The 17,850-nt window shown below is 70.3% G+C and carries 14 protein-coding genes; 5 read left to right on the plus strand and 9 right to left on the minus strand.

Translation table 11 applies throughout. The annotated features are described in order from the left end of the window. Nucleotides 1–78: 78 nt before the first annotated feature. Nucleotides 79–993: a class A beta-lactamase gene (bla, locus tag ACZ1DY_RS15655; RefSeq protein WP_465484776.1), complete on the plus strand. Its 915-nt coding sequence runs from the start codon at nucleotides 79–81 to the stop codon at nucleotides 991–993. 136 nt (nucleotides 994–1,129) lie between these two features. Here the strand turns inward: bla and ACZ1DY_RS15660 are convergent, their stop codons facing one another. From ACZ1DY_RS15660 to ACZ1DY_RS15685, 6 genes are all read right to left on the minus strand, one after another. Beyond that, entirely contained in the window at nucleotides 1,130–1,717 is a 588-nt protein-coding gene (locus tag ACZ1DY_RS15660) for a D-alanyl-D-alanine carboxypeptidase family protein (protein ID WP_126731566.1), read from the minus strand. Nucleotides 1,718–1,971: 254 nt separating this feature from the next. Next, nucleotides 1,972–3,585, minus strand: a complete 1,614-nt coding sequence (atzF, locus tag ACZ1DY_RS15665; RefSeq protein WP_465484777.1) for an allophanate hydrolase — start codon at nucleotides 3,583–3,585, stop codon at nucleotides 1,972–1,974. After that, nucleotides 3,582–7,148 (minus strand): urea carboxylase, encoded by a 3,567-nt coding sequence (gene uca, locus ACZ1DY_RS15670; protein WP_465484778.1) that lies wholly within the window; start codon nucleotides 7,146–7,148, stop codon nucleotides 3,582–3,584. The genes atzF and uca overlap by 4 nt, the downstream gene beginning before the upstream one ends. Then, nucleotides 7,145–7,756, minus strand: a complete 612-nt coding sequence (locus tag ACZ1DY_RS15675; protein ID WP_465484779.1) for an urea amidolyase associated protein UAAP2 — start codon at nucleotides 7,754–7,756, stop codon at nucleotides 7,145–7,147. The genes uca and ACZ1DY_RS15675 overlap by 4 nt, the downstream gene beginning before the upstream one ends. Next, complete coding sequence (locus ACZ1DY_RS15680) at nucleotides 7,753–8,586, minus strand: urea amidolyase associated protein UAAP1 (protein ID WP_465484780.1); 834 nt, start codon at nucleotides 8,584–8,586, stop codon at nucleotides 7,753–7,755. Before ACZ1DY_RS15680 ends, ACZ1DY_RS15675 begins: the two co-directional genes overlap by 4 nt. Nucleotides 8,587–8,597: 11 nt before the next feature. Continuing rightward, nucleotides 8,598–10,064, minus strand: coding sequence for an amino acid permease (locus ACZ1DY_RS15685; protein WP_465484781.1), 1,467 nt, complete (start codon nucleotides 10,062–10,064; stop codon nucleotides 8,598–8,600). 177 nt (nucleotides 10,065–10,241) lie between these two features. Here ACZ1DY_RS15685 and ACZ1DY_RS15690 point away from each other — a divergent pair, with 177 nt between their 5' ends. Further along, nucleotides 10,242–10,898, plus strand: a complete 657-nt coding sequence (locus ACZ1DY_RS15690; RefSeq protein WP_465484782.1) for a TetR/AcrR family transcriptional regulator — start codon at nucleotides 10,242–10,244, stop codon at nucleotides 10,896–10,898. Between the two features lie 8 nt (nucleotides 10,899–10,906). Here ACZ1DY_RS15690 and ACZ1DY_RS15695 read toward each other — a convergent pair whose 3' ends face one another. From ACZ1DY_RS15695 to ACZ1DY_RS15705, 3 genes are all read right to left on the minus strand, one after another. After that, the gene (locus tag ACZ1DY_RS15695) at nucleotides 10,907–12,172 is read right to left on the minus strand and encodes an HRDC domain-containing protein (RefSeq protein WP_465484783.1); all 1,266 of its coding nucleotides are present in this window, start codon (nucleotides 12,170–12,172) and stop codon (nucleotides 10,907–10,909) included. A gap of 68 nt (nucleotides 12,173–12,240) precedes the next feature. Then, a complete protein-coding gene (locus ACZ1DY_RS15700) occupies nucleotides 12,241–12,957 on the minus strand; it encodes a response regulator transcription factor (RefSeq protein ID WP_034318331.1) in 717 nt (238 codons plus the stop codon). Nucleotides 12,958–14,026: 1,069 nt separating this feature from the next. Further along, entirely contained in the window at nucleotides 14,027–14,590 is a 564-nt protein-coding gene (locus ACZ1DY_RS15705; RefSeq protein ID WP_185927011.1) for a DUF3000 domain-containing protein, read from the minus strand. Between the two features lie 88 nt (nucleotides 14,591–14,678). Between ACZ1DY_RS15705 and hemE the strand changes: the two genes are divergently transcribed. The 3 genes from hemE to hemQ are packed head-to-tail and all read left to right on the plus strand — an operon-like array spanning nucleotide 14,679 to nucleotide 17,846. Continuing rightward, nucleotides 14,679–15,752: a uroporphyrinogen decarboxylase gene (gene hemE / locus ACZ1DY_RS15710; protein ID WP_465484784.1), complete on the plus strand. Its 1,074-nt coding sequence runs from the start codon at nucleotides 14,679–14,681 to the stop codon at nucleotides 15,750–15,752. Next, nucleotides 15,749–17,128, plus strand: coding sequence for a protoporphyrinogen oxidase (hemG, locus tag ACZ1DY_RS15715; protein WP_257487818.1), 1,380 nt, complete (start codon nucleotides 15,749–15,751; stop codon nucleotides 17,126–17,128). Before hemE ends, hemG begins: the two co-directional genes overlap by 4 nt. 25 nt (nucleotides 17,129–17,153) lie before the next feature. Beyond that, the gene (hemQ, locus tag ACZ1DY_RS15720) at nucleotides 17,154–17,846 is read left to right on the plus strand and encodes a hydrogen peroxide-dependent heme synthase (protein ID WP_192745353.1); all 693 of its coding nucleotides are present in this window, start codon (nucleotides 17,154–17,156) and stop codon (nucleotides 17,844–17,846) included. Nucleotides 17,847–17,850 lie beyond the last annotated feature (4 nt).

The raw sequence follows: 17,850 nt of genomic DNA on the forward strand, positions 1-17,850 counted from the left end.
ACCCGCCTCGGCCGCTTGGCCGATCCGGGGGCCGTGGGGAAGTTGCTATGTTCGAAGTGATCAGGGGGAGGGATCACGATGAACTCGCCGGGGCCGGCCGTCACCCGTCGCGCGCTGCTGGGGATGGCGGTCCTCGCGCCGCTGGCCGCCTGCACCCGGGGGAATCCGCCCGCGCCGCCGACGCCTGCTCCTCCGCCACCACCCACTACGCGTCAGTTCCACGACCGGCTGATGGAGCTGGAGAAGAAGTTCGACGCCAGGCTCGGCGTGTACGCGGTCGACACCGGAGGCGGTGCCACGGTCGAGTATCGGGCCGACGAGCGTTTCGCGTTCTGTTCGACGTTCAAAGGGGTGGCCGCCGCCGCGGTCCTGCAGCGCAATCCGTTGTCGCATCTGGAAACCCGGGTCGAATACTCGCGGGACGACCTGATGAAACACGCCCCGGTCACCGGGCGGCACGTCGCCACCGGCATGACGATCCGCCAGTTGTGCGACGCCGCCATCCGGTTCAGCGACGGCACCGCGGGCAACCTGCTGCTGCGGGACCTCGGCGGTCCAGCCGAACTGACGGCGTTCACGCGCAGCCTCGGCGACACCGTCACGCGGATGGACCGGGTCGAACCGGCCATCACCGAAGCGACGCCGGGCGACCTTCGCGACACCACGACGCCGCGGGCCTTCGCCGCTGACTACCGGGAGATCGTGCTGGGCGACACGCTGACGGCCGACAAACGGGACTTCCTGCGCGACCTCTTCCAGCGCAACACCACCGGCGCCCAGCGGATCCGCGCGGGCCTGCCGTCCGGCTGGACCGTCGCCGACAAGACCGGGACCGGCGAGTACGGCACGCTGAACGACATCGCCGTCGTGTGGCCGCCGGACAAGGCGCCGATCGTCGTCGCGATCATGTCCAGCAAAGCGACCAAGGACGCTCCGTACGACCAGGCGCTCCTCGCCGAGGCCGCGAAGTACGTCGCCGAAACGCTGGCCTAGGCGTAACTCGCGTGTCTGGAGGCGTAACTCGCGTGTCTGGAGGCGTATCTCGCGTGATTGAAGGCGTAACTCGCGTGTTCAGAGGAGTTACGCCTTCAATCACGCGAGTTACGTCTTCAAGCACGCGAGATACGCGCTAGTTGCCGGTGGCGCTGGGGAGCAGGGCGGGGCAGCCGGCGGTGATCCAAGCCGGGTCGTATTCGAAGTGCCACTTCTCGTTGTCGTAGCGGCGGCACCAGCCGAGCGCGCCGCCGTTCTTGTCCACCCAGGCGGCCGAGTTCAGCGGCTGGATGTCGACGGCGATTCCCTTGACGTGCATGGAAGTCTCCGGCTGCAGTGCCCATTTCTTGGCCTGCTCCACGGAGCCGAACCGCTCGACGGCCTTGTCGAACTCACGTTGCTGCTGGGCCCGGCTGCGTTTGCCGTCGTTCACGCAGAGCGTGACGTTCTGCTCCTTGGCCTTCGCGCGGAGGGCGTTCCACGCGTCGATCACGTCCGGGCGCATGCCGAAGGTCTCTTCGTCGACATAGCGCTTGTCGACGGCGCAAGTCGGGCCGGACTCGGGTCCGGGGACCTCTTCGAGGACCGCGAGCGCCTGCCCGGTCACCTGCTTGACGGCGAAGCCGGTGGCGCCCAGCGTCACCATCGCGGCCACGACGAGTCCCAGCGCCACGAACACGCTGATCACGGTCCGGCGGCTGGAGATGGATGTGGTCGGCACCACCTCGAAACTACCCAGCGTCCGGCGGGGCGCCAGGGTTTGTGAGGTTGTTCCCAGAACGCCCCGTGAAGCCAACCGAATCGGAAAGCCCAGGTGGGGGCGGCGTTGCGAAAGCCACTTTCGCAACCTTCAACGTTGCGAAAGTGGCTTTCGCGACGTTCCTGCGGGGCCGTCGGCGGCTGGGTGTCGCGAAAGCCACTTTCGCGACGTCTGACGTCCTGAAAGTGGCTTTCGCGACGCGTCCGGCGAGGCGTGACTCAACGGCTCAAGTACCCGAGCCACCCGCCGTACGACGTGATGTCCTCGGCGCCCTCCACCGCGCCGGGTTCGCACACGAACCCGGACACGTCGCTCCCGTCGGCCAGCCGCACCTTCCCGATCGCCAGCGGCGCCGGGACACCGGCGACGAACTCCCCGAAGCCCGCGAGCGGCAGGTCCCACACCTCGGCCTCGATCGCCGCGCCGCCCGAAGCGACCCGGACGAGACCGGGCTTCGGCGGCACGGTGTCCAGCGCGAACAGCCGGTACTCCGCCGCGGTCGGCCCCGCCGCCACGAACCGGCCGCCCCGCGAGGTCAGTTCGTGGTTCAGCGGCTGCCCGCGCAGATGGGCGCCGACGACGGCGATCCGCGTCCGCCGCGGCACCGAGCGGGCGACGTCGGCGAGGATCCGGTCGGCGTAGGCGGCACCGACCAGCATCACCCCGAACGGCAGCCCGCCCACGGTCCCGGCGGGCACGGCCAGTGAAGACAGGCCCAGCAGGTTCGTCGAGTTCGTGAACCGGCCCAGCCGGGCGTTCACGCCCAGCGGATCGGCCTCGACGTCGGCGATCGTCGGATGTTCCGTCGTGGTTGGCAGCAGCAGGCAGTCCACAGTGGACAAGACAGCCGACGCTTCCCGCGAAAGATCCCCGAGCGTCGCGAGGTCGGAGAACAACCGGTGCGCCGGGATGTCCTTGGCCGCACTGATGATCCGCCGCACGGCCGGATCGACGGAGTCCGGGTGGGCGTCGATGAACTCGCCGACCGCCGAGTACCGCTCGGCCACGAACGCGCCCTCGTACAGCAGACGCGCCGCGGCCAGGAACGCCGATATGTCGACAGTGACCAGTTCGGCGCCCGCGTCGCGGAATTCTTGAGCCGCCGCGGAGAAAGCCTCGGCCCAGCCTTCCTGTAACGGACCCAGCTCCTCAGGCACGCCGATTCGGAATGGGCGGTTCAGCACGGGAAGGTCCCGCGGCTCGCTCACGCAGGCGAACGCCGCCGTCGCCTCGTCGACCGTCCGCGCGAACACGGTCACGCAGTCGATGCTCGCGCACGCGGGCACGACACCGGTCGTCGGCAGCAGTCCGCGCGTCGGCTTCAGCCCCACGATCCCGTTGAACGCGGCCGGGACCCGGCCGGATCCGGCGGTGTCGGTGCCCAGCGCGAGATCCGCGATCCCGAGCGCCACCGCGACCGCCGACCCCGAACTCGACCCGCCCGAAACGTACGCGGGATCGATCGCGTTCCGGACCGCGCCGTGCGGGCTGCGCGTGCCGACCAGCCCGGTCGCGAACTGGTCCAGATTGGTCGTGCCCAGGATCAGCGCCCCGGCCGCGCGCAGCCGCGCCACCACCGGCGCGTCCTCGGCGGGCGAGTAGGCGTACTCGGGGCAAGCCGCCGTCGTCGGCAGCCCGGCGACGTCGATGTTGCCCTTCACCGCGGCGAGTTTCCCGTACAGCGGCAAGGATTCCCCCGCCGCGCGACGGGCTTCCAGCTTCTTCGCGTCGGCGAGGACGTCTTCCTCCGGCCGCAGGCCGATCCAGATCTCGGGCCGGTCGACCCGCGCGATCCGGTGGTACGCGGCGCGCACCCGCTCCGGCACGCTCATCCCGCGCTCCTTCCCAGAACCACCAGCGGCGTGCCGGGGGCGACCTGATCACCGGGGGAGACGAGCACCTCGACGACCTCCCCGGCGGCGGGCGCGGGGATCCGCGCCTCGGTCTTCATCGCTTCGAGGATCACCAGTGTCTCCGCCGCGTCGACCTTCTTGCCGGGCTCGACGTCCACCCGCCACACGGTCGCGGCGAACGGCGCCTCGACGACGTGCCCACCGGGCGGCGCCTCGACCTTCGTGGTCGGGACCTTGGCCCCGACGGGTTCCGGTCGCGGGTCGAATTCGCCCGCCGCCGCCCAGGCCTGCCGTTCCGCTTCGAACGCCGCGCTCTGCTTCGCCCGGAAGGAGGCGATGTCGTCGGCGTTGTCGGCCAGGAACCGCTCGTGGTCGGCCAGCGCGAACTCGCCGTCGGTGATGTCGAGTTCCAGTTCCCCCGCCGAACTCTGTGCCCGCAGGTCGAGCAGTTCCTCGGCGGTCACCGGGTACCACGAGATCCGGTCGAAGAAGCGCAGCAGCCACGGTGAACCCGGTTCGAACGACCCGCGTTGCCGCCAGCCGCTCCACACCTGCACGGTCCGCCCGACGAACTGATACCCGCCGGGGCCTTCCATCCCGTAGATGCACAGGTACGAGCCACCGATGCCCACGGAGTTCTCCGCGGTCCAGGTCCGCGCCGGGTTGTACTTCGTGGTGACCAGCCGGTGCCGCGGGTCCAGCGGGGTGGCCACCGGCGCGCCGAGGTAGACGTCGCCGAGCCCGAGCACCAGGTACTCCGCGTCGAACACCGTGCGATAGACGTCGTCCACACTGGACAGACCGTTGACCCGCCGGATGAACTCGATGTTCCACGGGCACCACGGCGCGTCGTCGCGCACGCCCGCCATGTACCGCTCGATCGCCTCGCGCGTCGCCGGGTCGTCCCAGGACAACGGCAACCGTACGGTCCGGCTCGGTACCACGAGGTCGGCGGTGCGCGGCAGATCGTGCTCCACCTCCTGTACGAGGCCGAGCAGTTTCGGCACCGGGAGCACGTCCGGGTCGACGTGGACCTGCAGTGAGCGGATGCCCGGGGTCAGGTCGACGACACCGTCGAGGCCCTCGGCGGCCAGCCTGTCGGCCAGCGCGTGGACCCGCATCCGCAGGGCCAGGTCGAGTTTCATCGGCCCGTACTCGATCAGCAGGTTGTCGTCGCCGCTGCGCCGGTAGGTGACCTCGGGGTTCTCGTCCGATGTGGACAGACGGCCGAGGATGCCGCCGTCGTCGATCGGCTTACGGCTCGCCTTGACCGCCGTGCCCGGCGCGACACGCAAAGAGCCCGCGTGCTCGGTCGTGATCGGCACGAACCGCACGGTGTCGCCCGGCCGCAACTGGCCGAGTTTCCACCGCTGCCCGGTCACCACGGTCGCCGGGCAGACGAAGCCGCCGAGGCTCGGCCCGTCCGGGCCCAGCAGGATCGGCAGGTCACCGGTGTAGTCGACGGCCCCGATCGCGTACGGCGTGTCGTGGATGTTCGACGGGTGCAGACCCGCCTCGCCGCCGTCCTCCCGGGCCCAGCGGGGCCGGGGCCCGACCAGCCGGACACCGGTCCGGGCGGAGTTGAAGTGCACCTCCCAGTCGGTGGCGTAGAACGTTTCGACGTCGTCCGGGGTGAAGAACTCCGGCGCCGCGTGCGGTCCCTCCGCCGCGCCGATCTCCCAGTGCGTGGCGAAGACCGGGCGTTCGGCCTCGGGAACGGGGCCGGTGACACCCTGCTCCGGAAGAGGACCGGGGTAGAGGACGTCCCCGGTCGCCAGCGCGCGCCCGCCGTGCCCGCCGAAACCGCCGAGCGTGAACGTCGCCGCGCTGCCAAGGAAGTCCGGCACGGCGATCCCGCCGCGGACGAGCACGTACGCGCGGAGCCCGGCGGTCCCGGTGCCGACGTCGAGCACTCCGCCCGCGGGGATCTCGACCGGCGTCCACTGTGGAACAGGGGCGCCGTCGACGGTCACCGGCGACGGCGATCCCGTGACGCAAACGATTGCGTCGTCGGTGAACTTCAGCGAGACACCGTCCACAGTGCACTCCAGGCCCGCCGCGCCTTCGGGATTGCCCAGCGCGCGGTTGCCCAGCCGCAGGGACAGGTCGTCCATCGGCCCGTTCGGCGGGACACCCACGTGCCAGAATCCCAGCCGGCCCGGCCAGTCCTGGACGGTGGTCATCGTGCCGCCGCGCAGAACCTCGATCCGCGGTTCGGGGTCGGCGATCGTGTCGAGGGTCGCGGTGTCGTGGGTGGCCTCGTGCAGCCGCCGATCCGCGGCGGCCGCGCGCAGCTGACCGAGGTTCGTCCGGACGCCGTCCACCCGGCTTTCGCCGAGCGCCTCGCCCAGTGCGGACAGCGCCTCTGCCCGGTCCGCGCCGACGGTGATCACCTTGGCGAGCAACGGGTCGTAATGCGTCGTCACGTTCGCGCCGGCCTCGACCCAGCTGTCGACCCGGACGTCTTCGGGGAAGTCGGCGCGGGTCAGCAGGCCCGCGCTCGGCCGGTGCCCGGCGGCGGGGTCCTCGGCGTAGACCCGCGCCTCGACGGCGTGGCCGCGCGGCGACGGCGCGGTGGCGAACATCCCGGTGTCGCCGTCGGCGAGCCGGAGCATCCACGCGACCAGGTCGATCCCGTACACCGCCTCGGTCACCGGATGCTCGACCTGAAGCCTCGTGTTGACTTCGAGGAACGCGGCTTCTTCGCGGACCGGGTCGTAGATGAACTCGACCGTCCCCGCCGACCGGTAACGCACCGAAGCACAGAGGCCGATGGCCGCCGAGACCAGTTTCTCCCGCACCGCTTCGGAAAGTCCCGGCGCGGGACACTCTTCGAGCACCTTCTGATTGCGCCGCTGCAGGGTGCAGTCCCGCGTGCCCAGCGCCATCACCTCACCTGCGCCGTCGCCGAAGACCTGGACCTCGACGTGCCGCGCGCGGGTCACGAGCCGTTCGAGGAACACGCCCGAGGTCGAAAAGCTCTTGGCCGCGATACTCTGCACCGCTTCCCAGGCGTCGCGCAGTTCAGCGGCGGACGCGCAGGCGCGCATGCCGATCCCGCCGCCACCGCCGGTGGCCTTGAGCATCACGGGATAGCCGATCTCCTCCGCCGCCGCCTCGGCGTCTTCCAAGCCGGCCAGCAGACCGGTACCCGGCAGCAGCGGAACGCGCGCCTCGACGGCTTTTTCCCGTGCGGTGTGCTTGCTGCCGAAAACCTCCAGATGCTCCGCGGCGGGCCCGGCGAACCGGATCCCGGCCGCTTCCACGGCCCTGGCGAAAGCGGCGTCCTCGGACAGGAAACCGTAACCGGGGTGGATCGTGTCCGCCCCGGTCTTCAACGCGGCTTCGATGATGGCGTCGGCGAGGAGGTAGCTCTCCCTCGCCGGCGCCGGGCCGAGCCGGACGGCTTCGTCGGCGAGCCGTACGTGCGCGGCCGTGCGGTCGGCGTCGGAGTGGACGGCGACCGTCGGAATGCCCATCTCCTTTGCGGTGCGGATGATCCGGACCGCGATTTCCCCCCGGTTGGCGACGAGCAGCTTCACGCGTCACCGCCGGTGACGATCATCCGGACCGGTGTCGGGTCGAAGCCGTTGCACGGGTTGTTGATCTGCGGGCAGTTCGACACCAGTACCAGGACGTCGGTCTCGGCGCGCAGCTTGACCTCCAGGCCGGGCGCGGAGATGCCGTCGACGATGCCCAGCGTGCCGTCCTGTTCCACCGGCACGTTCATGTACCAGTTGACGTTGCTGACCAGATCCCGTTTGCCGAGACCCCATTTGGCGCCCTCGGTCAGGAAGTTCTCGACGCAGGCGTGCTGGTACCGCGTGTGCTGGCCGTAGCGGAGACTGTTCGACTCCTTGCTGCAGGCGCCGCCGATCGTGTCGTGCCGTCCGCAGGTGTCTTCGACGACGGTCAGCAGCGGCGCGCCCTCGCCGCTGCGCAGCACACTGCCGGTGGTCAGGAAGATGTTGCGCTGTGCGGCGATCGTGGCGGCCGCGCTGTATCTCTTCGCCGTGTCGGCGGCGTCGTAGCAGAGGAAGTCGACGGCCTGGTTGCCGCCGAGATCGATGATCGCGAGCGTCTCGCCCTTCCGCAGCACGGTGGAGTACGGCGCCCGCGCGGCGACCTCGGTGTCGGAGATGATCGTCATGCCAGGCCCCTTGCGGTGAGGTAGTCGGCGGTGTTCTCGAAGGCGCGCTGTGCCTCGGGTGACGCAGTCCATTCGGGACTGTCCGGAGTGGACGGCGCGGACTGCTGGGCGAGCACGCGCAACGGGGTCACCGTGTAGTCGGGGCGCGGGTCGAGTGGATGCGGCACGTTGGCGATCAGGACGACCACCGGCAGTTCCGTGCGCAGGACCACGGTCTTGCCGGGGCCCGCCGAGCCGGTGAACGTCAGCCCTCCGTCGGCCTCCACGTGAACACCCTGGAAGAAGGACAGGCTCGGCGGCAGATCGCGCGGGGTGAGGCCGTGTTTGGCGGCGGCGAGGGTGAACAGCGCGTTCCCCGACGGCGAACCGCCCTGCGGGCTCCCGTCCCCGTAGTGCTCGGCGTTGCCGTCCACAGTGGACGTTCCGCAGAGGGCGTCGTGTTTGCCGCTCTCGTCGGTGACCACGGTCGCGAGCACCCGCGCCTGGTCCGAAAGCAGCGCGATCGCCTCGCCGAGATAGGCGTTCCACTGGACCTTCACCGTGTCCGCGACGTTCAGCCGCTCCCAGGGCTGGTCCGCGTTGAACAGCAGCAGATGCGCGCAGGCGTCGCCCTCGACGTCGGTCAGCCGCAGCTCGGTGCCGCGGGCGAGGACCTTGTGGGTGTAGCCGCCACCGGCGACGGTCTCGGCCCAGACCAGCTTCGCCGGGTCGATCCCGGGCGGCGGATCCGGCCAGGTGGACGCGGGGATGGCGGGCATCGCTTCGGCCACCGTGCCCGCTTGGGCGCGGGCGTGGTCGCGAGCGCCGTACGTGGTCGATGTCGTGCTCATGGAACCTTCCTTCAGGTCGCGGGGACGGGAACCGTGGTGAGCGCGGAGCGGCGGCGCCAGCAGAGGTAGCCGGTGAGCAGCGCGGCGCCGACGAACTCGATCGGGAACAACCGGACCCAGACGGAACCGGTGCCCGCCAGGTCGTAGATCTCGGCTCGTGGCCAAGCGATGTTGACGATCATCATCGCGCCGTACCCTACTGCCGCGATGTTGACCGGAATAGCCCATCGTCCCAGGGAGAAATGGCCGGGTTCGGCGCTGAACCGGCCTTGACGGCGCCGGATCAGCAGCGGTCCGGTCACCAGGAGATAGGCGAGGTAGACCACGACCACCGAGGTGCCGGTGATGGTGCTGAAGATGGTCGGATTCCCCAGATTCAGCAGCAGAAGCCCGATGGCGAGCAGCCCGGAAAGGACCGCTGGCGCGATCGGCGTACCGGTGCGGGCGTTGACCGCGGAAAGGCGTTTGGCGCCAGGGAGCGCGCCGTCGCGGGCCATCGAGTAGATCAGGCGGACGGTGCCGGTCTGGATGGTCAGGGTGCAGACGACGACCGCGATCGCGACGTCGGCGAGGAAGACCCGGCCGAGGGTGTCGCCGAAGACGGCCGTGATCACGTACGGCAGGCCCTTCCCGGCGAGTTGCCCGTCGGTCAGGCTCGGTGCCGCCATCAGCGCGGTGATGACGACGGCGAGGCCGCCGACCCCCGAGATCAGCAGTGCGCGAAGCACGGCACGCGGGGCGATGCGGCGCGCGTCCTTGGTCTCTTCGGCGACGGAGGCGGCGGTGTCGAAGCCGTACAGAACGTAGGCCGCCATCAGCGCCGAAGCGAGAACGCCACCGGCTCCCGGGCTTTCACCGGCGGGCTGGAGCACGACCTGCGGGCCGCGGACGGCGAACAGCGCGAGACCGATGATCAGCACCAGGACCCCGACGAGTTCGGCCCCGACCCCGATGTCGTTGATCCGCGCCATGAGCCGCACGCCGCCCGCGTTGATCGCGGTGGTGAGGACGATCAGCAGGGTGCCGAGCAGGACCGCGTTGCTGGCGCCGGTCGGGGAGGTGATGGCCGGATCCCCGCCGACGAGCTGGAATCCGCTCCAGACCGACGGGAGGACGACCTGCAGCGCGATCGCGGCGCCGGCGAGGGCCACGACGCAGCCCACCAGCATCATCCAGCCGGCGAGCCACCCCGCGAATCCGGGGGAGAGGTGTTTCGCCCACTGGTAAACCGATCCGGCCAGCGGAAATCGGGCGGCGAGTTCGGCGAAGTTGAGCGCGACGAGCAATTGCCCGGCGATCACCAGCGGCCATGTCCAGAAGAAGAGCGTGTCGCCGAAGGAATAGCCGAAGGCGAACAGCTGGAACACCGTCGTAAGGATGGAAACGAAGGAGAAACCGGCGGCGAAGGCGGAGAAACCGCCCAGTGTACGGCGAAGTTCTTGGCGGTACCCGAAGGCGGAAAGGTCCTCGGAGGGCATTGCGGAGGCTCCTGTCTCAAGGGCCGGATTTCGATCGGCTGACCGAAATTAAGCGCGTGCGGGATCCTTCCGATCTCCGCCGGGTAAGCGCGGTGTTAACAGATACCGGATTCGGTAACCTTGGCCGACCGCCGGACGTAACAAAGATCTTCGCGGAGAAATGGCAGGATCGGATAGATGACGAAAACGACCGGGGTGGGCAGGCCGAGAGCCAGCGGCGCCGCCGCGAGCAAACAGGAGGCGCGGCTCGCCGTCTTGGACGCGGCGGGGGAGCTGTTCACCGGTGCCGGGTACGCGGCGACGACCACCCGGGCCATCGCCGAACGCGCCGGGCTGCGCCAGGCGTCGCTCTACTACCACTTTCCGTCCAAAGAGGACATTCTCGCGGCGCTGCTGGAGGACACCGTCCGGCCGTCACTGGACGTCGCGGGCGGGCTGTCGGCCAAGCTCGCGCCGGTCGGCACACGGCTGTGGGCGCTGGCCTACGCGGACATCAACCTGCTCGGCAGCGCGCGGCACAACCTCGGCGCCCTGTACCTGCTGCCGGAGATCTCGTCGCCGCGGCTGGCGCGATTCCGGGCCGAGCGGGCGGAGCTCAAACGCGTCTACGGCTCGCTCGTCGCGGCGGCCCGGGTCCCCGCAGACCTTCGCGGCATCCGGACCGACCTCGTGTTCGGGCTCGTCGAGAGCATCGCGATCGTCCGGCGGGACCAGCCGGACCTGGACGTCGAGGCGCACGCCGTCGAAGGGGCCGACTGCGTGCTGAGGCTTGTTGGTCTCGGGGAACCGGACGCCGCGCTGCACGGGGCGGCGCGGGCGCTACTGGAGGGCTGAAAGCCAGGTCAGGCGGCGGTGGCGTGCAGTGCCTTGCTCAGCACGGCCACCGTCAGCTCGACCTGCCAAGGCCGGGCGCCACCGTCGCGCAGGACCTGGGCGACCGAGTCCTCGCTCAGATCCGCGGGGGGACGCCAGCAGGTGCGGCGCACCAGCTCCGGCAGCAGCAGGTTCTCCACCGGCAGCCGCCGGTCCTCCGCGATCGCGGACAGCGCCGCGCGGGCGGCCGAAAGCCGGGCGGCGGCGTCGGGATCCTTGTCCGACCACCGGTTCACCGGCGGCGGTCCGTCGGTCTGCTGCGCGGGGGTCGGCAGTTCGTCGGCGGGGAGCGCGCGGGCGGCCTGCAGATGCCGCAGCCAGCTCGCGGTGTACTTGCGCTGGACCCGGCCGCTGAACACCGGCAGCGCCTGCAGCTGCTCGACGGTCTTCGGGTCCGCGGTGACGGCGTTGATGATCGCGCTGTCGGGCAGGATCCGGCTCGGCGCGCGGTCGCGTTTGCGGGCGAGCTCGTCGCGCGCCTGCCACAGTTCACGCACCGCGGCGAGGCCACGGGCGCTGCGGATCTTGTGCACGCCGGACGTCCGGCGCCACGGCTCGGCCCGCGGTGCGGGCGGCGGCGCGGTGCGGACGGCCTCGAACTCCTGCTGGGCCCATTCGAGCTTGCCCTGGGCGGCCAGGTCTGCTTCGAGTTTCTCGCGCAGCTCGATGAGCAGCTCGACGTCGAGGGCGGCGTAGTTCAGCCAGTCGACGGGAAGCGGGCGCTTCGACCAGTCGACGGCGCTGTGGCCCTTCTCCAGCTGGTAGCCGAGAAGCAGCTCGACGAGGGTGCCGAGGGCGACCCGTTCGTACCCGGCGAGCCGTCCGGCGAGTTCGGTGTCGAAGAGGCTCTTCGGACGCAGATCGAGTTCGGCGAGGCACGGCAGGTCCTGAGAGGCCGCGTGCAGCACCCATTCGGCGTCGTTGAGCACTTCCGCGAGGGGTTCGAGCTGCCCTTCGAGCGGAATGGGGTCGATGAGGAAGGAGCCGGCACCTTCGCGGCGCAGCTGCACGAGATAGGCCTTCGGCCAGTATCGGTAGCCGGACGCGCGTTCGGTGTCCACGGCGATGGCCCCGCTGCCGCCCGCGATCTTCGCGCAGGCTTCGGCGAGGGCGGTCGCGTCGGCGATCACCGGTGGAGTGCCCTCGGCGGGCTCGCGCAGCAGGACCGGTCCACCGGTGTCGTCGGTGCCGGTCTTCGGGTCCGTCTGCGGTTCTCCGGGTCGGTCGCCTTCCATAGGTGAAGACCCTACGGGACGAGCGGGCCGCGCCTGGTCCGCCCGCCCCGCAGGGCTGTTCGCCTTTGTCAGCGGATCACGCCGGCACGCATGGCCAGCGCCACCATCTGAGCCCGGTCACCCGTGCCGAGCTTGCGCCCGATGCGGGAGAGGTGAGACTTCACCGTGAGAGCGGAGAGGCTGAGTTCCTCGCCGATCTCCTTGTTGCTCTGGCCGTCGGCCACGAGCTGCAGCACCTCGACCTCGCGCGCCGAAAGCTCGCGCGGGGTGTTGTCGGTGCCCGCGACCCGGGTGCCGGTGGCCAGGACCGGTGCGACGCTCGGGTCCGCGTAGACGCCGCCCTCGAGCACCCTGCGGACGCCGTCGGTCACTACGACCGGCGAAGCCGACTTGAGCAGGTATGCCTGGGCGCCGGCCTGGAACGCCGACCTGACCGCGTACGGGTCGTCTGATGAAGCGAGCACCACTACTCGAGGCCAGCCGTGGCTACGGAGTTCCGTAACCAGCTCGATGCCGCTGCCATCCGGCAGTCCGAGATCGAGGATCGCCAGGTCACAAGGCCCGGTGGCCTGTGCTCGCGCCCTCGCCTCGGCCACCGTGGCGGCCTCGTGGACGGTGCCCGCACCCATCTGTGCGAGTCTTGCTGAGATTGCCTCCCTCAACAGCGGGTGGTCATCGACCACCAACACGGAAAAAAGCTCTTCCCGCGGGTGCGGAACCATGCTCGCCGGCAATGAACCGGCTGGCGTGGATCGGACGGCCTGAGAAATGCCGACGGTAGCCACGTCACTACCTCCCTGGAGTCGGTCGTGCCCCCCGACCGGCACCGGGACTTTCGGCCGTTTAGCCGCGCCAGCTTTAGACCGAAAGTGGTGTCGTCGATGGCACTGTAGCCGCCCTGAGGCCTTCGCGGGGGGATCGAATGGGTATCTATCTCAAACCAGTGGTCACTCAGGGAGTTCGTAGTAACACGATCGGGCTAGTACACAGCCGGTGGCTAACACATCGCCGAAAGAACGCGATGGACTTGAGTTACCGGGGCGCGACCGACTGTGCAGATGGGGCGTGCACCTGCCGGTGCCGCTGCCCGGGAGCCTCGGCGGGCGGTGCGGCGGGAGCCGGAAAGCGGCTCCGGCATGGGGCTTGATCAACTTCGCGGAGCGTCATGATCGCTCCGCTCGGTGACAATGACGGTGACGCTCCGGAAGCGTCTCGGGGTGCTCGCGGGCGGATTCGATCTTGTTGCTGACGGTGACGGCGGGGTTAGCACGAACGGGGTGGTCCAGACCTCTGAGCGACCGGCTCCGCGCAGGTGGGAGCTGGTCTAGTCCAGATGGCCGCGAAGGGACCTTCAAAGGCTTACGGACGCACTGAGGGGCTCGCGAATGGCTCAAGCGAAGCCTCCTTCGGCCGCTTCGCGAGCGTTGCGGCTATCCGTGAAGGCCTCCTTGCCTACCTTGAGGGTAGGGAAGGAGGCCTTCACGGATCTGGCGGGGAGAGCAAGGGACCTTTAGTACCGCTAGCTTTCCTAGCGACGCTAGATGGCCGCCGATCGCAATATAACCCGAATGCTATGTCTCGATTGATGGGAATCCGGCGTGTCGGGACCGTGGCCGACGCTCTCACGGGGTCGAAGCGGCTCAGGAGGCCTGGCGCGCGCTGCACGTGAGGCGCTCGAGCGAAGTACATGAAGGCCCCCTTCCTGTACCTAGGCGCAAGGAAGGGGGCCTTCATGTACTGCGGAAGGTGTGAAGGTCGAGTTTCCTCGGCTGAACCGAGGGAAGGGGGCCTTCACGCGCTCTCGTGTGACCGGTGGTGCTACTGAGGCTCGAGGTGGTATCCGAGACCCTGGGCTCAGGACGACTGGCGCTGCTCGAACAGCGTCACACCGACCGGCGGCAGCCCCACGACACTCGCCATCACCTGGCAGAACGCCTGTCCGTGCGGCCGCAGCGCGGCGTCCGTCGGCGTCCAGGACGCCCGGAGTTCCAGATCGTCGGTGCGCGCGGGCCCGGAGATGTCGCCGAAGCGGGCCGAAGACGTCTCGGTGACCGTGCCGCCCAGCGCCGTCCACTCCGCGCCGGAGCTCTCCAGCGCGTCGGTCAGCCACGACCAGCCCACGGCGGGGAGGAAGGGATCGGTCGCCAGTTCCCGGTCGAGTTCCGCGCGGACGTACATGACCAGCCGCAGGACCCCGTCCCAGCCCTCCTGGCCGTCGGGGTCGTGCAGCAGCACGAGCCGTCCCGACGCCAGCACGTCCGCCGGCCCTTCGACCTCGCAGCTCACCGCGTAGGACCACGGGGCGAGGCGCTGCGGCGGGCGCATCGTCTCCAGCCGCACCTCCGGACGGGGCCGGACCGATTGCAACGCCGCGACGGCTTCACGGAAGAGATCGGGTACTGACGTCATCGCGGTCACCAACCGACTGTAAGACGCGATCGTCCGGTTCGGGGCGCAGGCGCGCCGAGAGTAAGGCCTCCGAGCGCACATGGCACCATGAACCGTGATGTCTCCTTCAGTTGCTTCTCCCGCGCAGACCGTTCCGGCGGCCCGTCGCGCCCTGCCCAGTGCGCCGTTCCTGGCCGCCGCGCGCGGCGAACGCCCGGCTCACACCCCCGTGTGGTTCATGCGCCAGGCGGGCCGGTCGCTGCCCGAGTACCGGGCGCTGCGCGAGGGCACCTCGATGTTCGAGGCCTGCTTCGACCCCGAGATGCTCGCCGAGATCACGCTCCAGCCGATCCGCCGTCACGGCGTCGACGCGGCCATCCTCTTCAGTGACATCGTCGTCCCGCTCAAGGCGGCGGGTCTCGACATCGACATCGTCGCGGGCACCGGCCCGGTCGTCGCCGAGCCGATCCGCGACGCCGCGGGCGTGCGCGCCCTGCCGGTGCTGGAGCCGGAGCAGGTGGAACGGGTCGCCGAAGGGGTCCGGCTGCTGGTCGGGTCGCTGGGCGAGACGCCGCTGATCGGCTTCGCGGGCGCGCCGTTCACCCTGGCCTCGTACCTCATCGAGGGCGGGCCGAGCCGCAACCACGAGCACACCAAGGCGCTCATGCACTCCGAGCCCGAGCTGTGGCACGACCTGGCCGGGCGTCTCGCCGATATGGCGATCACCTTCCTGTCCGCGCAGCTCGACGCCGGGGCCGACGCGATCCAGCTGTTCGACTCGTGGGCGGGCGCGCTCTCGGAGCGGGACTACCGCGAGTTCGTCCTGCCGCATTCGGCGAAGGTCCTGTCCGCGGTCGCGCGCTACGGCGTGCCCCGGATCCACTTCGGCGTCGGCACCGGCGAGCTGCTGGTGGCCATGCGCGACGCGGGCGCCGACGTGGTCGGCGTCGACTGGCGCATCCCGCTCGACGAAGCCGTCCGGCGGCTCGGCGGCGGTGTCGTCCAGGGCAACCTCGACCCGGCGCTGCTGCACGCGTCCTGGCCGGTCATCGAGGCCGAGGTCCGGCGCATCCACGCCGAGGGCCGTGCGGCCGACGGCCACATCTTCAACCTCGGCCACGGCGTGCTGCCGGGCGTCGACCCGGACGTTCTGACGCGCGTGGTCGGGCTGGTGCACGAGCTCCAGCCGTGAGCACGATCGCCGTCGTCGGTGGCGGCATCTCGGGACTGACCGCGGCGTACCGGCTGCGGACGCTGCTCGGTGAGGACGCCAGGATCGTAGTCTTCGAGGCGACGGACTCGCTCGGCGGGAAGCTCCGCACGGTCGAACTCGCCGGACAGCGCTACGACGTCGGCGCGGAGGCCTTCCTCGCCCGTCGTCCCGAGGCGGTCGCCCTGGTCCGCGAGGTCGGGCTCGGCGAAAGCCTCGTCCACCCCACCAAGGCCCGCGCCAAGATCCACGCCGGTGGTTCCGTGCTCGGCCTGCCGCCGGGCACGGTCATGGGCGTTCCCGCCTCGGCCGACGCGGTCGCGGGAGTGCTGTCGGAGAAGGGGCGCGCCCTGGTCGAGGCCGAGGCTTCGCTGTCTCCGCTGAAACTGCCCGCGGGGGACGTGCCGCTCGGCGAGCTGCTGCGCGAGCGGTTCGGCGACGAACTCGTGGACCGGCTCGTCGACCCGCTGCTCGGCGGGGTCTACGCCGGGGGAGCGGACGGGCTCGGGCTGCGCGCGACCATGCCCGGTCTCGCGTCCGCGATCGATCGCGGAGCGACTTCGCTCACCGAAGGCGCCGCCTCGCTCATCCCCGCCTCGCCGAGTACGGCGCCGGTCTTCGGCACCCTGCTGGGCGGCCTCGGGACGCTGATCGCCCGGCTCGCGGAGCTGTCCCGCGCCGAGATCCGGACCGGGACCACGGTGACGGCGCTCGAGCGCACACCCACCGGCTGGAAGGTCGGCGACCTCGACGCCGACTCCGTTCTCCTCGCCGTCCCGGCGCCATCGGCGCGACGGCTGCTCGATGGTGTGGCGGAAGTGGCCTCGACGGTGTTCGCCAAGATCGAACTCGCGTCGATGGCGGTTGTCGCGCTCGCGCTTCCGCCGGGGACCGCGTTGCCGGAGTCGTCCGGCGTGCTGATCGGCGCGGGGGAGCGGGACGCGGCCGGGAAGCCGTTCGCCGCCAAGGCGTTCACCTTCTCCTCCCGCAAGTGGGCGCAGTACGGCGAAGGCCCGGTGCTGGTGCGAGGCTCGGTCGGCCGCTTCGGAGAACCGGGGGCGCTGCACGCCGACGACGACGAACTCGTCCGCGTGGTCCGCGACGACCTGGCCCGGCTGACCGGGATCACCGCCGAGCCGATCGACACCCTGGTGACCCGCTGGGGCGGCGGGCTCCCGCAGTACGGCATCGGGCACCTCATCCGTGTCGAGCGGATCGAACGTGCCGTCGCCGCCGTCCCGGGTCTCGCCGTGGCGGGTGCGACGCTGCACGGCGTCGGGCTCCCGGCGTGCATCGCCACCGCCGACGCCGCCGCCCGCCGCATCGCCGGGATCACACCGACCCACGAGGGCTCCTGAGCACCGGCAGTGCCAAGATGGCGGTATGGCGCGGCTGAACTACAACGAGCTCAATGACACCATCCGCTACACCGCCTGGTCGGTCTTCCGGGCCGAGCAGGGCAAGCTCGGCGAGGACCGCGAGAAGGCGACCGCGGAGACCACCGAATACCTCGACGCGCTGGAGGCCAAGGGCGTCGTCGTCCGCGGTGTCTACGACCTCTCCGGGCTGCGAGCCGACGCCGACTACATGATCTGGTGGCACGCCGAGGAGATCGAGCAGGTCCAGGCGGCGTACAGCGGCTTCCGGCACACCCCGCTCGGCCGCGCGTCGGCGCCGGTGTGGAGCCAGGTCGCGCTGCACCGCCCGGCGGAGTTCAACAAGAGCCACATCCCGGCGTTCCTCGCCGGTGAAGAGGCCCGCAAGTTCATCTGCGTCTACCCGTTCGTGCGTTCCTACGAGTGGTACCTGCTGCCGGACGACGAGCGCCGCAAGATGCTCGCCGACCACGGCAAGGAGGCCCGCGACTACCCGGACGTCCGCGCCAACACCGTCGCGTCGTTCGCGCTGGGCGATTACGAGTGGATCCTGGCCTTCGAGGCCGACGAGCTGCACCGCATCGTCGACCTGATGCGTCATCTGCGCGGCACCGAGGCCCGGCTCCACGTGCGCGAGGAGATCCCGTTCTACACCGGGACGAAGGTCGAACCGGCCGAGCTGATCGCGCTCCTGCCCTAGTGAA

This window comes from Amycolatopsis sp. PSD-21 (assembly GCF_055561455.1).

Coding starts and splice junctions, on each gene's coding strand:
- bla (WP_465484776.1), top strand. CDS start 79: ATGAACTCGCCGGGGCCGGCCGTCACCCGTCGCGCGCTGCTGGGGATG.
- ACZ1DY_RS15695 (WP_465484783.1), bottom strand. CDS start 12,172: ATGGAAGGCGACCGACCCGGAGAACCGCAGACGGACCCGAAGACCGGC.
- hemQ (WP_192745353.1), top strand. CDS start 17,154: ATGGCGCGGCTGAACTACAACGAGCTCAATGACACCATCCGCTACACC.
- ACZ1DY_RS15690 (WP_465484782.1), top strand. CDS start 10,242: ATGACGAAAACGACCGGGGTGGGCAGGCCGAGAGCCAGCGGCGCCGCC.
- hemE (WP_465484784.1), top strand. CDS start 14,679: ATGTCTCCTTCAGTTGCTTCTCCCGCGCAGACCGTTCCGGCGGCCCGT.
- ACZ1DY_RS15685 (WP_465484781.1), bottom strand. CDS start 10,064: ATGCCCTCCGAGGACCTTTCCGCCTTCGGGTACCGCCAAGAACTTCGC.
- ACZ1DY_RS15675 (WP_465484779.1), bottom strand. CDS start 7,756: ATGACGATCATCTCCGACACCGAGGTCGCCGCGCGGGCGCCGTACTCC.
- ACZ1DY_RS15680 (WP_465484780.1), bottom strand. CDS start 8,586: ATGAGCACGACATCGACCACGTACGGCGCTCGCGACCACGCCCGCGCC.
- atzF (WP_465484777.1), bottom strand. CDS start 3,585: ATGAGCGTGCCGGAGCGGGTGCGCGCCGCGTACCACCGGATCGCGCGG.